We start from the raw sequence: 19,506 nt of genomic DNA on the forward strand, positions 1-19,506 counted from the left end.
TGGCCTGCGGAGTTCGCCCGCCTGTTCGCCCTTCGGGAGGGTGTGGGCTGCATAATCGCCAGCAGTTGTCTCGGGGAGGGGACCCATCATGACCGGACATGTCTGTCCTGAATGCGGTGTACAGAGACCTGGCTGCGCCTGCGCCCAGGCCGAACTGGCGGCGGCCGAGGACTTCGATCCGCTCCGGATCAGGCCGTACGTGACGCTGGACGCCCCGGAGGGCGAACCGGGGACGGCGGCGGGCGCCGTTGCGGGGGGTGCGGCGGGGTCGGGGGGCCTTGGCACGTACGGCTCCGGTTCGTACGGTCCGGGTGCTTACGGCGGGTCCGACTCGCGCGGCGCGGGTGCGTACGGCGGGTCCGACTCGCGCGGCGCGGGTGCGTACGGCGGGTCCGACTCTCGCGGTCCGGGTGCGTACGACGCCGACTCGCACGGTCCGGGTGCGCACGACGCCGACTCGCACGGCGCTGGCGCGTACGGCAGCGACTCACGCGGTCCTGGCGCGTACGGCTCCGGTTCGTACGGTCCGGACGCGGAGGACCCGCCGACGTCGCCGCTGGCGGCGATCCGGCTGGACGGGGAGCAGGGCGGGGACGTCGGCGGGGACTCCGCCAGGAGCGTCGCCGGCTCCTCTGTCGGCTCCTCTGCTGGCTATTCCGTAGGCTCCTTCGTCGACTCCTCCGTCGGAAGCTTCGCCGGGTCCTCGACCGGACGCGGCCCGGGGCCCTCCGCCGGACGCGGCGCCGGGCCCTCCGCCGAGGGCTTCACCGGGGACGGGTACGAGCCGTACGACGGCACCACGGCCTTTCCCGCCGAGCCGCACCCCGGCGGCGACCCCTCCGCGACCATGCCGCTCCTGCTGCGCGGCGTCGGCGACATACCCCCGCCGCCCGGCCACGGGCGGGGACGCGGGCGCCGGCGCGGCGCGCTGGTCGCGGCGGTGGCCGCCGTCGCCGTGGCGGGCACCGCGGCCCTGGCGGCCGCCGTCCTCGGCGGCGGGGAGGAGCCCGACGACCGGGCGGCCGTACCGGATGTGACCACGAGCGCGTCGCTGAACCTCGGCGTGTCGGAGGCGCCGTCCCCCTCCTCCTCGTCGCAGAGCCCGGAGCCGACGTCCTCGTCACCTGCTCCGCGCGAGACGTCCGCGTCGGCCTCGCCGTCCCCCACGTCGTCCTCGCCGACGCCCGCGACCGCGTCGCCGAGCGCCTCCGTGACCACGGGCGGCGCGGCGGCGCCCCCGTCGGCCTCCGCTTCCTCGGCGCCGGCCGTCGCGCCGACGGCGACTCCGCCGGCCACGACGGCGACGCCGGGCGAGTCGCCCGGCGGGGGCGAGGAGAGCCAGGAGGAGACCCTGAGCGTCGGCTCCAGCGGGCACGAGGTACGGGAGCTCCAGCGGCGCCTCACCTACGTCGGCGTCTACCACGGCCGCGTCAACGGCAGGTACGACGACGACGTGTGGGAGGCGGTGGCGGTCTACCAGTCGTACATGTACATCCAGGACGATCCCGAGGGCGTGTACGGGCCGAGCACCCGCGAGGTCCTGGAGCGGTACACGCCCCACATCTGACCCCCGCGAGTCCGCCCCGGGGCCGAACCGGGTCGGTCCCGGGTCCCGACACGCGGGCAGGCATGCGGACCGGCGTGTGGGCAGGCATGCGGACCGGCGCGCGGACAGACCCGCGGACCGGCGCACGGACAGGTCCGCGGACCGGCGCACGGACAGGTCCGCGGACCGGCCCGCGGACCGATATGCGGACCGGTTGGCCAAGACGCCCCCCGGTTTTGTATCGTAGGAAAACAAAGTGGCCCCGCCCGCATACCCTGACCGGTGGGCGGGACCGCTTCGTTCTCCGCACCACCCTCTCTGGAGACCTGATGCCTGCCACCACCCCGGCAACGCTCACCGCCCGCGCCCTCCTCCTCGACATGGACGGCACCCTCGTCAACTCGGACGCCGTCGTCGAGCGCTGCTGGCGACGCTGGGCGGAGCGGCAGGGCCTCGACGGGGACGCCGTGCTCAAGGTGGTCCACGGCCGCCAGGGGTACGCGACCATGGCCGTCCTCCTCCCGGACCGCCCGATGGACGAGAACCACGCCGACAACCGCGTGATGCTCGCCGAGGAGACCGCCGACCTCGACGGGGTCGTGCCCGTCCCCGGCGCCCCCGCCTTCATGGCCGCGCTCGCACAGCTGCCGCACGCCCTGGTGACCTCGGCGGACGAGGCCCTGGCACAGGCGCGGATGGGCGCCGCCGCGCTCCCCGTGCCGGAGACCCGGGTCACCGCCGAGCACGTCGGAGCCAGCAAGCCGGACCCCGAGGGCTTCCTGAAGGGCGCGGCCGAGCTGGGCTTCGAACCGGCGGACTGCATCGTCTTCGAGGACTCGGAGGCCGGTATCCAGGCCGGCCGCGCGGCCGGCATGCGGATCGTGGGCGTCGGCCCCCGCGCGGCGGCCTTCGCGCCGGACGTGCACGTCGCCGACCTCACCCGCCTGCGGGTCGAGCCCGCGGCCGACGGTTCGATCACGCTGACCGTACTTCCGTAGGACGTCGAGCGCTTCGGGCACCACACCCCGAGCACCCCGAGCACCCCGAGCACTCCGGCAACACGGACGGCAGCGGCAGCACCGGCCCCAACACCACCACCAGTATCAGCAGGACCTCCCCACTCGGGGATCCACCGCGGGACGAGACCCCGGGCCTCAAGGGCCCGGGGTCTCGTCGTATCCCCGCACGCGCGCGCCCTCTGACGGCCGCTCCCACCCCACCCCCGTGACGCCCGGCGGAACCTGGCGCTCCATCAGGACGTGTCACACCCCTTGATGTGACGTGTCCATGTCGCCACCCTGTTACCTGGCGCACCCCCCACCGAAACCTCGCGCCGCCACGATGACCGGGCCATCGCCCGGCACCCACGGGGACGGCACCCGCCAAGGTCCCCCCACATCAAGGGAGTTCCCATGCCCGTCGGCAACGTCTACGCGCGTCGACTCGCCGTGCTCGCCACCTCCGCCGCCCTCACCGTCACCGGCCTCCTCGCCACGGCCCCGGCCGCCCAGGCCGCGATGCCCACCCCGGTCAGCGCCGCCACCGCCCGCACCTACCTGGCCGCCCTCACCGTGAAGACGGAAGGTTCCTCCTCCGGCTACAGCCGGGATCTCTTCCCCCACTGGATCACCCAGTCCGGCGCCTGCAACACCCGCGAGACCGTCCTCAAGCGCGACGGCGTGAACGTCGTGACGGACTCCAGCTGTGCCGCGACCAGCGGCAGCTGGTACTCGCAGTACGACGGCGCCACCTGGACCGTCGCCTCCGACCTCGACATCGACCACATGGTCCCGCTCGCCGAGGCCTGGCGCTCGGGCGCCAACGCGTGGACGACCTCGCAGCGTCAGTCCTTCGCCAACGACCTGACCCGGCCGCAGCTGATAGCTGTGACGGACAACGTCAACCAGTCGAAGGGCGACCAGGACCCGGCGGAGTGGCTCCCCTCGCGGACCGCGTACCGCTGCACGTACGCCCGCGCGTGGGTGCACGTGAAGTACTACTGGAACCTCAGCGTCGACTCCGCCGAGAAGAGCGCCCTCCAGTCCGTCCTCAACGGCTGCTGAGAACCCCACCGCTGACCCTGCGTCAACAACGGCCACCGGGAAGTGAACCTCACCACACACTTCCCGGTGGCCTGATGTTGAACTTGCAAGTACTAGTGAGGGGTGCCTAACCTAACGGCCTCATCGGTTTCCGTCCCCACTCCCCGTCCACCCCACGGACGGGGCCAGGCCGAAGGAGTCCCCCCATGAACACCCCGAACACCCTGAACGACCCGAGCAACCCGAACACGCCGAGCAACCCGAACACGCCGAGCAACCCGAACCATCAGCAGAACGCGAAGAGCCCCGGCGGCGTGAGCAGCCTCGCGGGCCGCCTCGACCAGTCGCAGCCGTACGCGCTGGGCCTCTTCCGCATCGTCGTCGGCCTGCTCTTCGCCTGCCACGGTGCCGCCTCGCTCTTCGGCGTCCTCGGCGGTGCGATGGGCGGCGGAACGGTCCCGGCCGGCACCTGGCCGGGCTGGTACGCCGCCGTCATCCAGCTCGGCGCGGGCGGCCTGGTGCTGTTCGGCCTGGGCACCCGGACCGCCGCGTTCCTCGCCTCGGGCTCGATGGCGTACGCGTACTTCAAGGTCCACCAGCCGGAGTCCCTCTTCCCGCTGCAGAACGGCGGCGAGACCGCGGCCCTGTTCTGCTGGGCCTTCGTACTGCTCGTGTTCACCGGCCCGGGCGCGCTGGCCCTCGACGGCCTCTTCCGCGGCCGGGTCGGCGCGGGCGCCACGGCGGCGCGCAGGACGAGCGAGGAGCGCGAGGAGCAGGCCACCCCGGTCACGGCCTGAGCCCTGGCTCCCGCCACGACCCGAGCCATGGCTCCCGCCACGACCTGAACCGCGGCTCCCCCGTCACGACCTGAGCCGTGGCTCCCCGTCACGACCTGAGCCATGGGCCCCGGTCCATGACCTGAGCCATCACGCTGAAGGCGGCCTGAGCCATCACGCCGAAGGCGGACTGAGCCATGCCGCGGAGGGGCGGCCCGAGCCGTGACGTCGACGGCGAGCCCGAGCCACGGCGTCGACGCGGGTCTGGGCCACTTCGGCCCGGCAGGCCGAGTCGCATACAGGAAAGGGCCGGACCACGCAGCACGCGTTCCGGCCCTTTCCCCTGCCCCCGTCACCCGGAACCGGCCCCTCAGCCCAGGCACATTCCCGCAAAGTCGCACACGTTCGCGCGGGCCCGGCGGAGCCCGGCACCCACCCGGCGGGCGGCCCCCCGCCCCCGCGTAGGCTCTGCCCCTGTGAATCTGCTCGACAGCCTCGGATCGCTGCGGTCGCTCACCGCCGGTCCTTGGATCTACCCGGTGGTGGCGACGTCGATCCTGCTCGACGTCTTCCTGCCCGTGCTGCCGAGCGGCTTCCTGGTGATCACCGCCGCCACGGCGGCGGCGTCGGCCACCGCGACCACCCCCGACGTACCGTCCCTCCTCCCCCTGCTGCTCTGCGCGGCCACGGCCTCGGTGCTCGGCGACTTCCTCGCGTACCGGCTCGCGCTACGGGGCGGCGCCAGGCTCGACCGGACGATCGCCCGGTCCCGGCGTCTGTCCATGGCGCAGGAACGTCTCGGCACCGCCCTGGCCAGGGGCGGCGGACTGCTCGTCGTCCTCGCGCGTTTCGCACCGGCGGGCCGCTCGGTGGTCTCGCTGGGCGCGGGCGCGGCGAAGCGACGCGTGGAGGAGTTCCTGCCGTGGTCGGCCCTGGCGGGCGTGACCTGGGCCTCGTACAGCGTCGGGCTCGGCTGGCTGGGCGGGCAGTGGCTGGGCGCGACGTGGTTCAGCGCGGGAGTGTCGACCCTCGCGCTCTTCCTCGCGGGCGGGCTCGCCGCCTACCTCATACGGCGTCCGGCTGAGGCTCCCGCGCCTGCCGCCTGACGGCGGCGGGCTGCTCCGGGTGGGCGTGATGCGCGTGATGCGCACCGCGTACCTCCAGGCCGTCGAGGAGTCTCGCGGTCGCGTCGGCGATCTCGTCGACGGCCCGCTCGAAGACCTCGCGGTTGTGGGCGGCGGGGGCGCGGAACCCGGAGACCTTGCGGACGTACTGCAGGGCGGCGGCGCGGATGTCGTCCTCGGTCGCCTCCTCGGGCAGCGCGGGCGGTCGGAGCGTCTTGATGCTGCGGCACATGCCTCCAGTGTGGCGCGCCCCACTGACAACCGCCGAGAACGGCGGTCACCGGGCGCGGGAGAGCAGCCCACCACGCCCCGCAGCCGCCCCCGCCCTTCCGGCCCGCCACTCCGGCCGACCGCCACTCCGGCCGTCCGGCCGACCGCCACTCCACCCCTCCGGCCGACCGTCACTCCGGTCGTCCGGCCGCCCCTCCTACCGGCCGACCGGCCGACCGCCCTCAGGCGCGAGAGCGCTCGACAGCCTCAGGACAGCCCCCGCCGGCTACGCGCGTTGATCTCGGCGGCTCGGGCGCGCAGCTCACGCATCGGCGTGGCCGGCTGTACGTCGGAGGGCTCGGCCTCCCACTCGGCGCCGCCGTGGACGGGACGGATCAGACAGCGCCCGGGGAGAGTCCCGGAAATGCCCCCTAGGCCACCTCCCGGGACGCTCCCGGAGACACTCCCGGGGAGGCTCCCGGGGACGTTCCCGACGTAGAAGCCGACCCGCCCGGTGGCGGCGTCACGGACGAGGTCACCGACCTCGGGCAGTGGCTGCACGCATCCCCTCCGTCCCGATTCCTGAAGCCTGGGGAGAACCAGAGAAGCCCTCTACCCCCTCCCTGTCAACGTATCTCTAGAGATGTCCCCCGATGGACGGATCGACAGGGCGGGGCGGCGCACACGTGTGCACCCTGGCCTCGGGGTGCGCCGTAGGGTGTCCGCAGATGAAGGGAGTGGTCCACCCGTGACTGACCAGGACAGCGCTCGTCGGCCCAAGTACCAGCGCATCGCCGATGAGTTGAGAACCGCGATCCAGTCGGGCGCGTTCGCGCCGGGTGACCGGCTCCCCGGTGAGAACGACCTCATGACGACCTACGCCGTGGCCCGGATGACGGCCCGCCAGGCCCTCTCCGTGCTGCGCACCGAGGGGCTCGCCGAGGCCCGCAAGGGAGCCGGGGTCTTCGTCCGGGTCTTCCGTCCGCTGCGCCGCCGGGGCATCCCGCGACTGTCCGGCGAGCAGTGGGGCAACGGGCGTTCGGTCTGGTCGGCGGACGTGGAGGACCGGGACCTGGTCGTCGACCAGATCGAGGTGGGCGAGACGGAGGCGGGGGCGAGGGTCGCGGGGGCACTGAACCTGATGCCGGGCGCGCCCGTGTGTGTACGCAGCCGGCGTTTCGTCCTCGACGCCAAGCCGGTGCTGCTGTCGGTCTCGTACCTGTCGGCGGAGCTGGTGCGCGGGACGCCGATCGCCGAGCCGGACACGGGGCCGGGCGGGACCTACGCGCGGCTGACGGAGCTGGGCCACCGGCCGGTGCGGTTCCGCGAGGAGATCCGCTGCCGGATGCCGACGGAGGACGAGTCGGACCGGCTGGCCCTGGAGTGGGGGACGCCGGTGGTCCTCATCGGGCGTACGGCGTTCACGGGACCGGGGATGGCGGTGGAGCTCAACGAGATGACGCTGGACTCGTCGTCGTACGTCCTGGAGTACGACTTCGACGCGTGACGTCGAACCGGCGCCCGGGATCGGCGTGGGCGATGTCGCCCGCGTACGTCCCCGCGGCCAGCGCGACGGCTTCCCCGGGCGGCAGGCTCGATCCCACATGGGTCAGGACGAGCCGCCCGACACCCGCCTCGGCCGCGGTCAAGCCGGCCTGGGCCGCGGAGTGGTGCCCGGGTGCCTCCCCGTCCGCCTCGCACACCAACAGGTCGCAGTCCCGGGCGAGTTCGACGAGGGAGGGGCAGGGCTCGCAGTCCCCGGAGTAGACGAGCGAACGCCCGTCCTCGTCCTCCACGCGCAGCGCGAAGGCGGGAAGTCCGTGCTCGACGGCACGGGAGGTCAGGGTGAGGCCACCGACGCGGACGACGTGCGAGTCGTGCAACTCCTCGATCCTGAAGGCCTTTTCGACGGGGCTGCGCTCGGGACCGTTGGTGAGGAACCCGGCGAGCCGATCGGCGATCCCGGCGGGTCCGAGGAGGGGCACGGGCAGGGCCGCCCCGAGCCCCGCGTAGAGCAGGGCGTAATGGAAGGTGAGCAGGTCGGCGGAGTGATCGGCGTGCAGATGGGAGATCCACACCGCGTCGACGTCCCCGAGGGCCACGTGCCGCTGGAGCTCGGCGAGGGTGCCGCTGCCGGCGTCGACCCAGACGCGCGCGCCGCCGCCCTCGACGAGATAACCGGAGCAGGCGTTGCCGGGCCGGGCGAAGGGGGTGGCGGAGCCGAGCACGGTGATCCGCAGGGGCCTGTCGAACATGAGCCAAGATTAAATTACCCCCACGCCAACTCGCGCGAAGTTGTGCGGATGAGGTGAAGAGCGTGCGTATTCTGTGTGCTCGCCGGGTCCCATCGGCGGGCTCCCGGCAGAAACTGAGGGACATTCATGCTTCGCGCACGCACGTTCGCGGCCGTGACCGCGGCCGCGGCCTCCGGCATCCTGCTGCTGCCCACGCAGGCACAGGCCGCCGGATCGGTCCACCTGTACAAGATCCACTACGACAGCCCGGGCTCGGACCGCGGCGGCAACACGAGCCTCAACGGCGAGTGGGTGCAGATACGCAACACGACCGGCGCGTCGGTCAACCTGCGGGGCTGGACGCTGACGGACGCCGCGAACCACAAGTACACGTTCGGCAACGTCGTCATCGGCAAGGGCAAGATCGTGACGGTCCGCACGGGCCGCGGCACGAACACGTCCGCGAACGTCTACCAGAACCGCGGTTGGTACGTCTGGAACAACGACCGTGACACCGCGACGCTGAAGAAGTCGAACGGCACGCGGATCGACACGTGCGCGTACAACTCGACGCGGGTCGACTACAAGTGGTGCTGACCCACGGGGGTTGACCCACGGGGACTGCCCCACGGGGACTGCCCCACGGGGATGCCCCACGGGGGGGGGACCGACCGCTGCGGCGACGGCCCCGAAATCGGACGGCCCCGGGGTTAACGGGGCCGTCCACACCGCTACTTCTCCCCTGTTCCGGCCCCGGCCCCGGCCGCGGCCTCGGGCTCCCGGGCGGCCGGAATCCCGTGCTGCTGGACATCGGAATTGACCTGCCCGCCGAGGGTCATGACGTTCAGGGTCGCGGAGTTCTCGTTGGCGATGGCCTTCTCGACCCGGGCGACGAGCGTCGAGAACGCGTCCCGCTTCGGCAGGTTGTGGTACGGCCCGACCTTGGTCTCGAAGTAGACCCGTTCGTGCCCGAGGAGTTGCTCGGTCGACCGGTAGTTCTTCCACTGCTCGCGGTACCGGTAGACGCTCTCCAGCGACACGGCGGCGACGACCACGACGCTCAGCACGGTGGCGGTGACGCGGGCGAAGGCCAGATCCAGATTCACGAACACGGGCACGAGCGCGCCACCGACGACGGAGACGGTCCGCATCCGCAGATGCATCGCCTTCATCCGGGTCGCCTTGGCGTCGTACCAGCCCTGGTACTGCGAAAGCCTCGTCTCGATGTACCGCTGCGGCGTCATCTCACCGCTCTGCACCCCGGGTTCGGGCGCGTCCCCCACCTCAGCCATGCGGCGAGTACACCGGCCCTGCCAGGCCCCCGTCAACTCTTCACCCATTCCCCCACAGCCCCCCGCAAGGTAGTTTCAACCACCGTCGAGTGCCGTCGAGTGCCGTCGAGTGCCGTCGGCGAACGACCGACCCACCTTCACCCACGACAACTTCAGGGGGCCCCGTGAAGCCGCAGTCCCACCTCACCCGCCCGACGCCCGCCACCAAGGCGGCGATGGCCCTCGCCGCCCTCGCCGCCGCCGCGGTGGCCACCCTGGCGGCCCACACGACCACGGACACCACCACGGCCAGCAACCGCGAGACGGGCACGGTGAAGGTGGAGGCCAGCGCGGGCGACAAGAAGGTGGAAGTCATCAAGGCCTGACGACCGCCCCGGCCGCGAAGGGGCCGCAAAGGCAGCGGCCCCTCGCCATGCCCGGCGAGGGGCCTCCCCTTCGCCCCCGCCTCCTCAGGCGTCAGCGAACCAGGGACGCCCCTGAGCCCAGTGCGTCACCCAGCCCGCGAAGCCGGGGACGCCCGGCATGATGGCGTCGGGCGACTCGGGACCGAAGGGCATAGCGCCCTCCCCGGCGATCTGCCAGACGTGCCCACGCTGCGGGCCGGTGACGATCAAGTGCCAGTACATGCCGCAGCCGTCGGTGCCCAGCAGCAGCGAGCCATGGTCGAACACGGAGTCCGTCCGGGCCTCGAACTCCTCCACCGACAGCGCCCCCTCGTCGCCCTCGGCCTCCCACAGCCACGCCGCGGTGAGCGGAAAGGGCTCGGCGAGCAGGCGTTCGGGGCGGCCGGACCCCCAGTCCGGGGGCGTCTGCGCGAGCGGCAGCAGACCGTAGTAGGGCGGGCCGGCGCGCAGTCCGTCGCAGATCTCCGCCACGAACGTACGGTACGGCTCCGGGAGCACGATGCCGTGCTCCGCCTCGAAGGACCGCACGGCCTCCCAACCGGCCGGCGGCGCCGCCTCAGGACGGGTCACGAAGAGCTCGCGAAGGGCGACGAGCTCGGCCGGGTCGCAGGATTCCGTGTTCATCCCGCCATCATCCAAGACCGGAGTCGACACCTCTCACCCGGTCGGACTCAGGGACAAACATCACAAGGGGTTCGCGGCCGGGGCCGGGACCGGGCTCGGATCAGCCTCTCTCCCGGCTGAACTCGTGCGTACATCCCCCGGAGGTCACGTCCCGCGTGAAACAGGCGACGAAGGAACTCGGAGAGCCGTAGAAGACCAGTTGCATGTCCTCGCAGTCCACGCCGTCGAAAGTGACCTCGCCCTACGTCCCGAAGGGAGACCAGGTGCCGTGCTGCCGTTCGGCGAACCCGGTGCACCCCCAGCCGACGACGTCGTCCTTGTCCAAGCCCTTGGCGACGAAGGTGCCGTCATCCTCGAACTCGACGGTCACACCGCTCCAGTCCGACCACACACCCGTCAGCTGATCAGCACTGTCGACCTCGACCGGGTAGTAGCCGGAACACGAGGCTGACAGAAGCGTCACCGTACCCGCCAACACGGCACCCACGCACGCACGCCGGACCCGCCGATACCGGCCGACAGCCATACGCCCCCGCCTCTCGTACACACCCGGTCGCGACGACTCAAGCAAGCGACGAACATCATCTTGAACGTGTTCAAGTTCTCGTGTCAACGGGACGGATCGCGCGGTGCGCACGGACGGCACTGCCAGAAGTCAACGCTTCTCGCCGGCTTCCATGCGGCCCCGAAGGGGAGGTACTGCTCGTACAGATGACCTTCGGAGGGGAGGAGCAGGTGCCCCTCGAGGCCCCCTTCAATGCTTCCGGCCACTTTCACCTTGACGACGTGCCAGATCACGGGTTCGGTATCTGCTCGCCAGCCGCCCTGCGTGGCCGTGCAATGGCTTCTGCGGCACGCCTGTCAGCCGCATGCTTTCCCTCGATGGAAGCTCGCAGGTCCTCAGGGGTCGGCCATGGCGCCCGCCGGTGGATCATGCGGTGACAGTTGGCGCATACGAGGGCGAGGTCGCTGAGCTTGGTCCGCCCTTCGCCTGCTTCGTGCAACGGCACGACGTGATGGCACTCGATGTACCCAGCGCCGCGGTCGCCGTAGACCTCTTCGAAGTCGAACCCACACGCCTCACACGCCAGCTGACCACCGCGCTGAATCACAGAAGCGATCTTCTTCTTCCGAAGGCTCTTGTTCCGCTCGCGGGCCTGGTGCCTGCGCATGAGGAGCCGTCCCTCAGGAGCGCTGTAGTCGTCGAACTCCTCGTCCCCGGTCGGCGCAAGGCTCTGCAGCTCGCCGGCCGCGATGCCCTGCCGAATGAGCCGAGCGACCTCGGTCATCTCCTCGGGCCGGGCAAGGAACTCCATCAGCACCGCAACGTCGAGGGCTCCTCCATTGGTTGGCTTACCCCGATAATCCGGATGCCGCGTGGCGATGTCGAACGTCTTGCGCGCCACTCCGTTCGGGTTGCGAAACTTCTCGTTGCGCTCCATCTCGGTGTGGATGGGAAGCAGCTGGAGCAGGCCTGACAGCTCGACCACCCTGGCGTCCTGAGCATCCAGCCCCTTCAAGTCGTTCGCCATCACGAGCTGACAGGCAAGGATGATCTCGTCCCGGGCCCAATCAGGATTCTTGACGGCCTTGACCTGGAAGCCTGCCCTCTTCAGCCACGCCGCAGCGTGCTCCTTGCCTCCGCTGAACTCATCAGGCCTGAGGGCTCGCCCCTGGCCCCACTGGTGTGCCACACCGGCTATGGCTTTGGAGTCGTACTCCCGCCCGTCGTGCACCACGACGTACGAGCGTGCCTCGCCAAAGCCGTACTTCGTCAGAAATACAGCCTGTCCCAACTCGTCGTACTCCGCCATGGCCTTAAGGACAGATTGCCGTGTGATCGCTCCTCTGCGCATGGCGGCAGCGTACGGCCCCCGCTAACGGGCCCTGCCACCCGGCGCAGCCAACACTAGGCACCGTGCGCCTGGCCTGCGACAGCGGCTCCGCAAGGTTCGACCGTCCCCGTTGATGTCGGACATGGCTGCCGAAGGCCCTCGCTAGAATCGGCGAGGGACCTTGGTAGAGGTGGGTGCAGACAGTTCCGAACCGCCGGCATCTACGCTGTAAGCTCGTGCGAATCACGGTCGACTAGAGATCACCCAAGCTCGGACGTCACGAAAGGCCGTGCAGGACTGCTGTCGCCTCCGTAATTGATGTCAGATTTGAATGTCACCAGGGATAGCCCCTGCCGAGCATCACGTAGAAGGGGTACTCAGCGTCCCCGAATCCCAGGTTTCCAGGACGACGCCCACGTCGTCGCTGGCGAACCGATGCAGGTTGGACGAACAGTTCCAGTTCCTCCTAGGAGGAGGGCCCTGTCCACTCACCAGCGCCTGAGTCGCCACCTCAGCTCGGCGGGTTTACGGTCGACTGACACGCATCGGTCAGTTGAGTCCCCATAGAGTCCATTCGCGGCATTCAGCCGGTCGGCGAGGGCGTCCGTGCAGTAGCTGACGATGCCCTTATGCCCTAAAGCGTCGTCGACGATCCGATACGTGACCCAGATGGGAATCTCGTAGTCGATCTCGCACAGGGGGTGGGTACGACGACGTCTGCCGTCTCCGCAGGGCGCTCTTCAACGCTGTAGTAGGTCCGGTGCGCCGGATGTGCGTGACGAGGGCGGCCTTCTGAATCCCAAGGAGCAAAGCCTCCTCAGTGGTCGCCTGCCGCGGCTCCAGCCTGCTCGATTGGGTGGCGGGCCCCGAGGGTGGGCCTGGCGCAGGGGCATGCTTCGTGAACCGGATGCCCCCGATTGGCGTCGAAGGTGTTCCCGTTGGATACCGGTGTGCAGGACGAAGAGGATCCCACACAGCACCTCTTCCTGGCCTGACCGGTTTACAGCCCGGGTACCTGAACCGTCGCTCCTTCTTCGGCAGCAACAGCTCGATCCGCGCCCACAAGTCATCCGACATGCCCGGCATGGATGCGCGACGCTCCTGTTCGCTGCAGGTGTGCCGGCTCGGGTCGTGATGGAGATCCTGGGGCACTCGCAGATCGCCGTCACCATGAACATCTACACTCACGTCTCCGACGAGCATCGGAGGGAGGCAATGGGCCACATGGACCGCCTCCTGAGGCGCACGAAGTGAGAGCAGCGGAGTCGCCGACCTTCCGAGGAGGGAACGGCGGCTCCCCTCTACAGTCACTCAACTGCGGGCCAGTTCGTGGAGGTCGGGCATCACCGAGCATGGCCTGGTGAACACCATTGCCCTCCTGCCGGGACGGGGGCACAGGTGATCGGGGATGCGATTAGCGGCGTTTCGAGACCTCGAACAATGGCTCTACCTGCCGCAGCGTCAAATTGATGCGCAGAACGTCGCTACCAGCAACGCTCGGCCCTCCAGGGGCTACGTGATGACCTCTAGGTAATCCAGGTCCTCTTCATCCTCATCCGGAACCAGTTCACCAAATGCTCGCAGTAGTGGATAACCCACTTCTGGCTCGACTGCAGCGATATAGCACGCCCAACCCAACAAACGACGACGAGTCATCCCCTCGTTCGAGCCGCCAAACTCCTCCATATAGGCGTCGTAACCGAATTTCGATATCACATGCAAGATCCGCCGCATCTTCCGCTTCACCTTGCGCGGAATTCGCGGCCCGCCTGAGTCTCCGACGTACAGACCAGTGACATACTGCGGGCGACCGCGACGCATGAAAGCGGTCTTGCGCGTGTTCACCGACCAACCAGCATTATCGAGAATGCGAGCGATTTCCACCGAGTGTCGGTCGGTGACGTCGCCAGAGAACGCGAGATCGTCCACATAGCGGGTAAACGATAGACCCTCCGACTGCGCATATTCAGCAAGCGAGTGGTCCGTGCTCAGAAAGGCCAGGTTAGACAAGAACGGCGATGTACTAAGCCCAATTGGCAACTTGCCGCCGATAGTGACGAGATTGACAGCGGTGTCCACAGCCTTCTCTTCGTAACCCTGCTCCATCAATGCAGCCTTTACGACTTCGGCTCTAATTGACGGGAAAAATCCTCAAGGTCCATACGCAACACGCACGCTTTTGCCAGGTGTTGTCTAGCATTGCTTACCGTTGAACGTCCGCGAACGAATCCATGAACATGATCAGGGGCTTGGTACGAGAGCAGCCCTACAAAGCTCCGATGCAAGTTTTTATTAACGAATTGGAAAGCCATCTTCGGCGTAACCACTTCTCGAATTCCGCCATGCTTCTTGCGGTGTGCCCGCTGAGCATAGAGGTGCCCTGCACCCGCAGGTACACTCGAAGATAGATATTCCAGAATTTCGACCGATACGCCAGCCTGCTCCGCCAGATCATCAACCGAGTACGGCATTATTCCCCTTACGATGGGGCGCCAAGAGGTAGGGTCGCACTCCCGTGCAAGGGCTATCATGCAACGCACGCGAACTCGCGCACAAAGTTGACCGCGACCCTACCTCGTGCGCGATTGTACCACACTTCAATGAAGGGGGTCCTTTCGACTAGAGATTCGACCTCGCTCAAGCGAATAGAGCATCGAAATGGACGCCTCGATCTCGCGAAAGGCCCTATAGGCATAGTCTTTCGGGCTCGTGGTACAGCCCGCTTGGAGCCACCTACTCACGGCCGCCATGACATAGTCGATTACAGCCGTAGACATGTAATCCTGCTTAGCTACCATCTCGATTTTCAGGTCCGGCAGCGAAGTCGCTTTCCCGACCGTTCTGCAGGACTGCTTGAACACGCTAGCGGGAAGTCGACGAATAATCGACTGCATACCCTCACTCTGCTCTACATAGCAAAGCAATTCGGATTCATGGCGATGCTTGATCGATAGGTCACTCAACAATTTTACATACATGAGCTCAATTAGTTCGGATTCCGCGCGGCCAGCAAAGCTCGTGCGATTGGTTGTAACCATATACGACCGAAAAAGGATACTCCCCATCAACTCTAGAAAACGGTCGACCACCTCTCTCGGGTTGGTCGAGGCGTGAAAACCATTCTTGCGAAATTCTTCGAAGCTAGCAAGCCCGAACAAACTGCTCCTCGCAGACAGGCTTCTATGCAAGCCCCGAATCTTTTTCTCTACATCATCCGCGTCATCGCCCAGTTCAACCGCACCGACGATCAGCGGCTGAGAAGCGTTTCCGTTCCCCGACTCGTCCATGAATAGCTTCATCACAAATAGTCTTTCGTGAGGCATGCCGCAACGCCGTAGATCCGCCAGTGTCGTCGCTTGAGGTATGTTGGCCCTACGAAGACACTTCGCGCCGTCACGCTACCCCCGCGCGCCTGGCCAAGGCGGTCCGTTGAAGAGATCCGGTGCCGGCCTGCTCACGCCTCGAACGTGGCACTGCCGTCAGCCGCAACCGTCAAAGGCCCCCGCAGCGATGAGCTGCGGGGGCCTTTGTGCTGGTGGGCGCGGACGGTTTCGAACCGCCGACATCTGCTTTGTAAGAGCAGCGCTCTACCCCTGAGCTACGCACCCGTGGAAGAGGCAACAGCCTACATGGCGCATGGGTGGGTGCCGCAAACCGATACCCCGGGGCGGGGGGGTAGCCCCACCCCGGGGACGGTGGGTCGCCGGATCGTGACGGCGGGTGGTGGGGTCGTACGGTCGGGGGACTGTCCGCGTTTCTGGGTTTCTTGTGGGGGTCTCGGCGTCATGGTTGCTGTACGTCGTCCGTTCCGGGTCTTGCTCGCCTCCGGTGGAATGCTGGTCGCCTCTCTCGCGCTCGCCGGGTGCGGCTCGACCGATGTCGAGGGGGCGCCCGTCGAGCGGAGGACGTTCGCCTTCGGCGGCGACGCGCTCACCGTCGACTCCGACGACTCCGAGCTCGTGATCACTCCCGCCGACATCGACGACGTGCGCGTCGAGCGGCAGGTCGACGGGTGGGTGTTCATGGGGTCGGGCCCCGAGCCCGAGTGGAAGCTCGTCGACGGGAAGCTGACCCTGCGGGTCAACTGCGACGGTGTCTCCTCCAACTGCGACGCCGTCCACCGGATCCAGGTCCCCCGCGACGTCGCCGTCACCGTCGAGAACGACAACGGGCGCGTCACCGCCGAGGGCTTCGCCACCCCGATGAAGGTGCGCTCCGACAACGGGGACGTACGCGTGCGCAAGGCCGGCGGCGCGCTGGACCTCGGCACCGAGAACGGTGACGTCGCCGTCGAACCCGGGGCCACCGCCCCCGAGGTCGTCGCCCGCTCCGACAACGGCGACGTCCGCATCACCCTCGGCTCCGTCCCCCGCCGCGTCGACGTCGTCACCGACAACGGCGACGTCCACGTCTCCGTCCCCACCGCCGAGTACGAGGTGACCGGCGCCAGCGACAACGGCGACGTCCGCATCGACGTCCCCCGCCGCGACAAGAGCGGGCACTCCGTGAGCGTCCGCAGCGACAACGGCGACGTCTCCGTCCTCACGGCGAACTGACCGGCCCGTGTGTTCGTCCTTACCGGGTGGGAGAATGAACCGGACCGGGCACGGCGGACACAGCACGGGAGAGGTACGTGGCGGCGAGCGACGCGAGGGGGGCGAGCGACGTCCGGCGTCGTGACGCGCCAAGCCGGGGGCAGACCCGATCCGACGGCGGCGCGAGGCCAGGGATGTCCGGGCTCCGGCTCGCCCTCGCCCTCCCCCTTCTCGTGGGCGCGATGCTGCCGCACGCCTTCGCCGGCGGCGGCACCCGCCGCTGGTTCGGCGGACGCGGGGAGAGCCAGCGCGCCGAGGCCCAGGCGGCCAAGGACGCCGCCGCCTCCGCCTTCTACGAGCTCGACACAGCCCAGCGCGGGCTCCGCATCTCCATCGAGACCATCACCGCCGTCGACAGTTCCCCCGAGACGCGCCGCGCCGTCGAGGGCTTCGAGGCCCTCGGGCGCCGTATCGACGAGGTCAGCCACACCTACATCAGCGCCGTCGACGCCCACGACCTCGACCGGGACGAGCTCGACGCCGCGACCGCCGGCCGGGCCCGCGCCGAACTGACCCGCGCCAAGGACGAGCTGGACCGCGTCAAGGGCGAGCTCGACCGGTTCGAGGAGGGCCTCGCCCCGCTGCTCGGACGGGCCGAGACCCAGCTCGCCCGCCTCGCCCCCGCCGTCGAGCGTGCCCGGCAGGCCCTGCGCGGCGCGAGCGGCGCCCTCGACGCCGTACGGGAGAGCGGGCTGCGCGCCGACGACCTCGCCGCCCGGCTCGCCGCCCTCGGGCCCGAGCTCACCCGGCTCAACGAGGGTGCCGGTCGGCACGGCGTCCCCGAGACCCTCCAGCGGGCCGACAAGGTGCTGCGCGACGCCGAAGCCGTGCGGGCCGAGGCCGAGCGGCTCCCCGAGCGCGCCGCCGAGATCGACCGGCGCCTCGTCTCCCTCCGTACCCGCACCGAGGCCCTCACCACGCGCACCGGCGGTGTCGAACCGATCCTCTCCGAGCTGCGGCGGCGCTTCACCGCACCCTGCTGGCAGGACCTCCAGCACGTGCCCGAGCAGGCCGCCACCACGCTCCGGCAGGCCGAGGAGCGGCTCGCAGAGGCCGGAAAGGCGCGCGCCGAGCAGCGCTGGCCGGACGCGACCTCGCTGCTCTCCACCGTCCGTGCGCTGCTCGACTCCACCGACGAGGCCGTCTCCGCCGCAGGCGACCGGCTGCGCCGCCTCGACGCCGTCGCGAAGGACCCCAAGGCGGAGATCGACCGCGCCCGGTTCGCGGTACGGGACGCCCAGCGCCTCGCGATGGCCGGGCGCAGCACCCCCGACCCGCGCCACGCCCGCCCCCTCGACGAGGCCGTCGCCCGGATCGACCGCGCGGTCGACACCCTGGAGGGCCGCCACCCGGACTACTGGCACTTCCTGACCGAACTGGAGGCCGTACGGGCCACGGCCGCGCACGTCGTCGGCCAGATCCGGGAGGAACGGGGCGGCGGCGCCGGGCATTGAGCCGCTGGGCATCGAGCCGTCGGCCATCGAGCCGGGGGCGCCTGCCCGGGCGCCCTCGGACCAGGGCCTGGCATCGGGCCAGGGCCTGATGCCCGGCCTGATGCCGGGCCCTGAGACCTGCGTGAGATACGGCGTGACGGTCGGGTCCCCTGCCCCTGTCCGCCCGCAGGCTCTAGCCTGTGCCCATGCCTCGTTACGAATTCCGCTGCCGGACCTGCGGCGACACCTTTGAGCTCAGCCGGCCCATGGCCGAGTCCTCCGACCCGGCCTCCTGCCCCGCCGGGCACGACGACACCGTGAAGCTGCTCTCGGCCGTGGCCGTCGGCGGCTCCGCCTCCGCCGCCCCCGCGCCGAGCGGTGGCGGGGGTGGCGGAGGCTGCTGCGGTGGCGGTTGCTGCAGCTGATCCCGGATCGTTGGTCGTGGTCGTGATCGTGGTCGGTCGATCCCGGTCCGTTGATCGTGGTCGGTCGATCCCCGTCCGTTGGTCCCGTCCGTTGATCCCCGTCCGTTGGTCCCGTCCGTTGATCCCCGTCCGCTAGACGGCCGCCGCCGCCCTGAAGCGGCGCAGGATCTCCTCCCCCGCCGCGACCCCGCGTTCCGCGAGGACGTCGAGGTGGGGGGCCGTCCAGTCGCTGTCGGCCAGTTCGCCGTGGCCCGGGCGCCACGCCCGGTCCGCGGCGAGCAGCAGGTCCGCGTCGAGAAGCGAGTCGCCGGCCGCCAGGGTGAGCGAGGCGCCGGTGCGGCGGGCGACCTCGCGGACGGCCGCGCTCTTGGTGAGCGGCTTCGGCACGGCGTACACCTTGCGGCCCTGGAGCGAGACCGTCCAGCCGCGCTCCCCCGCCCAGGCGCCGAAGCGCTCCAGCCAGTCCTCGGGCAGCCGTTCCCGCTCGACGACGAGGTAGGCGAACAGGTCCTCGGCGACGCGGTGCTTGCGTACCCAGGACAGGTCCGTGGTCGCGGTGAGGTAGGCGCGTACCTCGGAGAGCGGCGCGCACTCATCGGCGAGCCTGCGGATCACCGAGGCGTGCCAGTCGGCGTCGGTGACGCCGTCGACGAGGATGTGTCCGCCGTTGGCGCAGATGGCGTACTTCGGCGTGCTGCCGGGGAGTTGGATGCGCTGGTACTGCTTGCGCGTCCGGGTGGTGGTGGGGACGAAGACGGTTTCCCCGGTCAGTCGCTCCAGGAGCTCCGCCGCGTGCTCGGTCATGTACGAGAGCGGCTTGGACTCGTGGACCTCGACGCAGAGCAGCCGGGGCGCCTGCGCGTCGGGCATGCCGAGGGCGAGGGCCGCGGACGAGTAGATGAGGGTGCGGTCGAGGTCGCTCGCGACCAGGACGGGGGCGGAGGCGGGGGCGGATGCGGAGGCCGG

General features: G+C 69.6%; 21 protein-coding genes, 1 tRNA gene and 2 pseudogenes. 12 read left to right on the forward strand and 12 right to left on the reverse strand.

Features of this window, described 5'->3' with window-relative positions; all coding sequences use genetic code 11:
- The first annotated feature begins 88 nt into the window (after nucleotides 1–88).
- From ACFQ79_RS14160 to ACFQ79_RS14180, 5 genes are all read left to right on the forward strand, one after another.
- Entirely contained in the window at nucleotides 89–1,567 is a 1,479-nt protein-coding gene (locus ACFQ79_RS14160) for a peptidoglycan-binding protein (protein WP_383582744.1), read from the forward strand.
- Between the two features lie 308 nt (nucleotides 1,568–1,875).
- On the forward strand, nucleotides 1,876–2,544 hold the full coding sequence (locus tag ACFQ79_RS14165; protein ID WP_383582747.1) for an HAD-IA family hydrolase: 669 nt from the start codon (nucleotides 1,876–1,878) through the stop codon (nucleotides 2,542–2,544).
- A gap of 414 nt (nucleotides 2,545–2,958) precedes the next feature.
- A complete protein-coding gene (locus ACFQ79_RS14170; protein ID WP_383582749.1) occupies nucleotides 2,959–3,609 on the forward strand; it encodes an HNH endonuclease family protein in 651 nt (216 codons plus the stop codon).
- A 293-nt stretch (nucleotides 3,610–3,902) separates the two neighbouring features.
- Nucleotides 3,903–4,385, forward strand: a complete 483-nt coding sequence (locus ACFQ79_RS14175; RefSeq protein ID WP_383582796.1) for a DoxX family protein — start codon at nucleotides 3,903–3,905, stop codon at nucleotides 4,383–4,385.
- Nucleotides 4,386–4,840: 455 nt separating this feature from the next.
- Nucleotides 4,841–5,470, forward strand: a complete 630-nt coding sequence (locus tag ACFQ79_RS14180) for a DedA family protein (RefSeq protein ID WP_383582752.1) — start codon at nucleotides 4,841–4,843, stop codon at nucleotides 5,468–5,470.
- Here the strand turns inward: ACFQ79_RS14180 and ACFQ79_RS14185 are convergent.
- Nucleotides 5,430–5,720 (reverse strand): DUF2277 domain-containing protein, encoded by a 291-nt coding sequence (locus ACFQ79_RS14185; RefSeq protein ID WP_383582754.1) that lies wholly within the window; start codon nucleotides 5,718–5,720, stop codon nucleotides 5,430–5,432. The two genes, ACFQ79_RS14180 and ACFQ79_RS14185, sit on opposite strands and share 41 nt — an antisense overlap.
- A 726-nt stretch (nucleotides 5,721–6,446) precedes the next feature.
- Here ACFQ79_RS14185 and ACFQ79_RS14190 point away from each other — a divergent pair.
- Nucleotides 6,447–7,205, forward strand: coding sequence for a GntR family transcriptional regulator (locus ACFQ79_RS14190; protein ID WP_383582757.1), 759 nt, complete (start codon nucleotides 6,447–6,449; stop codon nucleotides 7,203–7,205).
- Here the strand turns inward: ACFQ79_RS14190 and ACFQ79_RS14195 are convergent.
- Entirely contained in the window at nucleotides 7,147–7,953 is an 807-nt protein-coding gene (locus ACFQ79_RS14195; protein ID WP_383582759.1) for an MBL fold metallo-hydrolase, read from the reverse strand. The genes ACFQ79_RS14190 and ACFQ79_RS14195 overlap by 59 nt on opposite strands.
- 126 nt (nucleotides 7,954–8,079) lie before the next feature.
- Between ACFQ79_RS14195 and ACFQ79_RS14200 the strand changes: the two genes are divergently transcribed.
- Nucleotides 8,080–8,529, forward strand: a complete 450-nt coding sequence (locus ACFQ79_RS14200; RefSeq protein ID WP_383582761.1) for a lamin tail domain-containing protein — start codon at nucleotides 8,080–8,082, stop codon at nucleotides 8,527–8,529.
- Nucleotides 8,530–8,663: 134 nt separating this feature from the next.
- On the opposite strand, the gene ACFQ79_RS14205 is transcribed toward ACFQ79_RS14200, so the two are convergent.
- Nucleotides 8,664–9,224, reverse strand: coding sequence for a DUF4231 domain-containing protein (locus ACFQ79_RS14205; RefSeq protein ID WP_383582764.1), 561 nt, complete (start codon nucleotides 9,222–9,224; stop codon nucleotides 8,664–8,666).
- Between the two features lie 164 nt (nucleotides 9,225–9,388).
- On the opposite strand from ACFQ79_RS14205, the gene ACFQ79_RS14210 reads away from it, so the two are divergent.
- On the forward strand, nucleotides 9,389–9,589 hold the full coding sequence (locus ACFQ79_RS14210; protein WP_383582766.1) for a hypothetical protein: 201 nt from the start codon (nucleotides 9,389–9,391) through the stop codon (nucleotides 9,587–9,589).
- A gap of 84 nt (nucleotides 9,590–9,673) precedes the next feature.
- Here ACFQ79_RS14210 and ACFQ79_RS14215 read toward each other — a convergent pair whose 3' ends face one another.
- The 5 genes and pseudogenes from ACFQ79_RS14215 to ACFQ79_RS14235 form a co-directional block, all read right to left on the reverse strand.
- Entirely contained in the window at nucleotides 9,674–10,252 is a 579-nt protein-coding gene (locus ACFQ79_RS14215) for an SMI1/KNR4 family protein (protein ID WP_383582768.1), read from the reverse strand.
- Between the two features lie 241 nt (nucleotides 10,253–10,493).
- Nucleotides 10,494–10,715 (reverse strand): hypothetical protein, encoded by a 222-nt coding sequence (locus tag ACFQ79_RS14220; RefSeq protein WP_383582770.1) that lies wholly within the window; start codon nucleotides 10,713–10,715, stop codon nucleotides 10,494–10,496.
- Nucleotides 10,716–11,046: 331 nt separating this feature from the next.
- Entirely contained in the window at nucleotides 11,047–12,066 is a 1,020-nt protein-coding gene (locus ACFQ79_RS14225; RefSeq protein ID WP_383582772.1) for an HNH endonuclease, read from the reverse strand.
- Between the two features lie 689 nt (nucleotides 12,067–12,755).
- Nucleotides 12,756–12,927: pseudogene (locus ACFQ79_RS14230) on the reverse strand (GntR family transcriptional regulator); the annotation flags it as partial.
- A gap of 71 nt (nucleotides 12,928–12,998) precedes the next feature.
- A pseudogene (locus tag ACFQ79_RS14235) lies at nucleotides 12,999–13,173 on the reverse strand (transposase); the annotation flags it as partial.
- Between the two features lie 48 nt (nucleotides 13,174–13,221).
- Here ACFQ79_RS14235 and ACFQ79_RS14240 point away from each other — a divergent pair.
- Complete coding sequence (locus ACFQ79_RS14240) at nucleotides 13,222–13,341, forward strand: integrase (RefSeq protein ID WP_383582798.1); 120 nt, start codon at nucleotides 13,222–13,224, stop codon at nucleotides 13,339–13,341.
- 258 nt (nucleotides 13,342–13,599) lie between these two features.
- Here the strand turns inward: ACFQ79_RS14240 and ACFQ79_RS14245 are convergent, their stop codons facing one another.
- The 3 genes from ACFQ79_RS14245 to ACFQ79_RS14255 all read right to left on the reverse strand — a co-directional run bounded on the left by ACFQ79_RS14245 (nucleotide 13,600) and on the right by ACFQ79_RS14255 (nucleotide 15,695).
- Entirely contained in the window at nucleotides 13,600–14,193 is a 594-nt protein-coding gene (locus ACFQ79_RS14245; protein ID WP_383582775.1) for a reverse transcriptase domain-containing protein, read from the reverse strand.
- Between the two features lie 491 nt (nucleotides 14,194–14,684).
- Nucleotides 14,685–15,374, reverse strand: a complete 690-nt coding sequence (locus ACFQ79_RS14250; RefSeq protein ID WP_383582777.1) for a hypothetical protein — start codon at nucleotides 15,372–15,374, stop codon at nucleotides 14,685–14,687.
- 246 nt (nucleotides 15,375–15,620) lie between these two features.
- Nucleotides 15,621–15,695, reverse strand: a tRNA-Val gene (locus tag ACFQ79_RS14255).
- Nucleotides 15,696–15,920: 225 nt separating this feature from the next.
- Here ACFQ79_RS14255 and ACFQ79_RS14260 point away from each other — a divergent pair.
- From ACFQ79_RS14260 to ACFQ79_RS14270, 3 genes are all read left to right on the forward strand, one after another.
- Nucleotides 15,921–16,643 carry a DUF4097 family beta strand repeat-containing protein gene (locus ACFQ79_RS14260; RefSeq protein ID WP_383582779.1) on the forward strand — a complete coding sequence of 241 codons (723 nt, stop codon included), beginning with the start codon at nucleotides 15,921–15,923 and terminating at the stop codon, nucleotides 16,641–16,643.
- 173 nt (nucleotides 16,644–16,816) lie between these two features.
- Nucleotides 16,817–18,136, forward strand: a complete 1,320-nt coding sequence (locus ACFQ79_RS14265; RefSeq protein WP_383582781.1) for a hypothetical protein — start codon at nucleotides 16,817–16,819, stop codon at nucleotides 18,134–18,136.
- Between the two features lie 185 nt (nucleotides 18,137–18,321).
- Nucleotides 18,322–18,540 carry a zinc ribbon domain-containing protein gene (locus ACFQ79_RS14270; RefSeq protein ID WP_229314900.1) on the forward strand — a complete coding sequence of 73 codons (219 nt, stop codon included), beginning with the start codon at nucleotides 18,322–18,324 and terminating at the stop codon, nucleotides 18,538–18,540.
- A gap of 132 nt (nucleotides 18,541–18,672) precedes the next feature.
- On the opposite strand, the gene ACFQ79_RS14275 is transcribed toward ACFQ79_RS14270, so the two are convergent.
- On the reverse strand, nucleotides 18,673–19,470 hold the full coding sequence (locus ACFQ79_RS14275; RefSeq protein WP_383582801.1) for an HAD family hydrolase: 798 nt from the start codon (nucleotides 19,468–19,470) through the stop codon (nucleotides 18,673–18,675).
- Nucleotides 19,471–19,506: the final 36 nt, after the last annotated feature.

This window comes from Streptomyces sp. NPDC056480, from assembly GCF_042795405.1.
Lineage (GTDB): Bacteria > Actinomycetota > Actinomycetes > Streptomycetales > Streptomycetaceae > Streptomyces.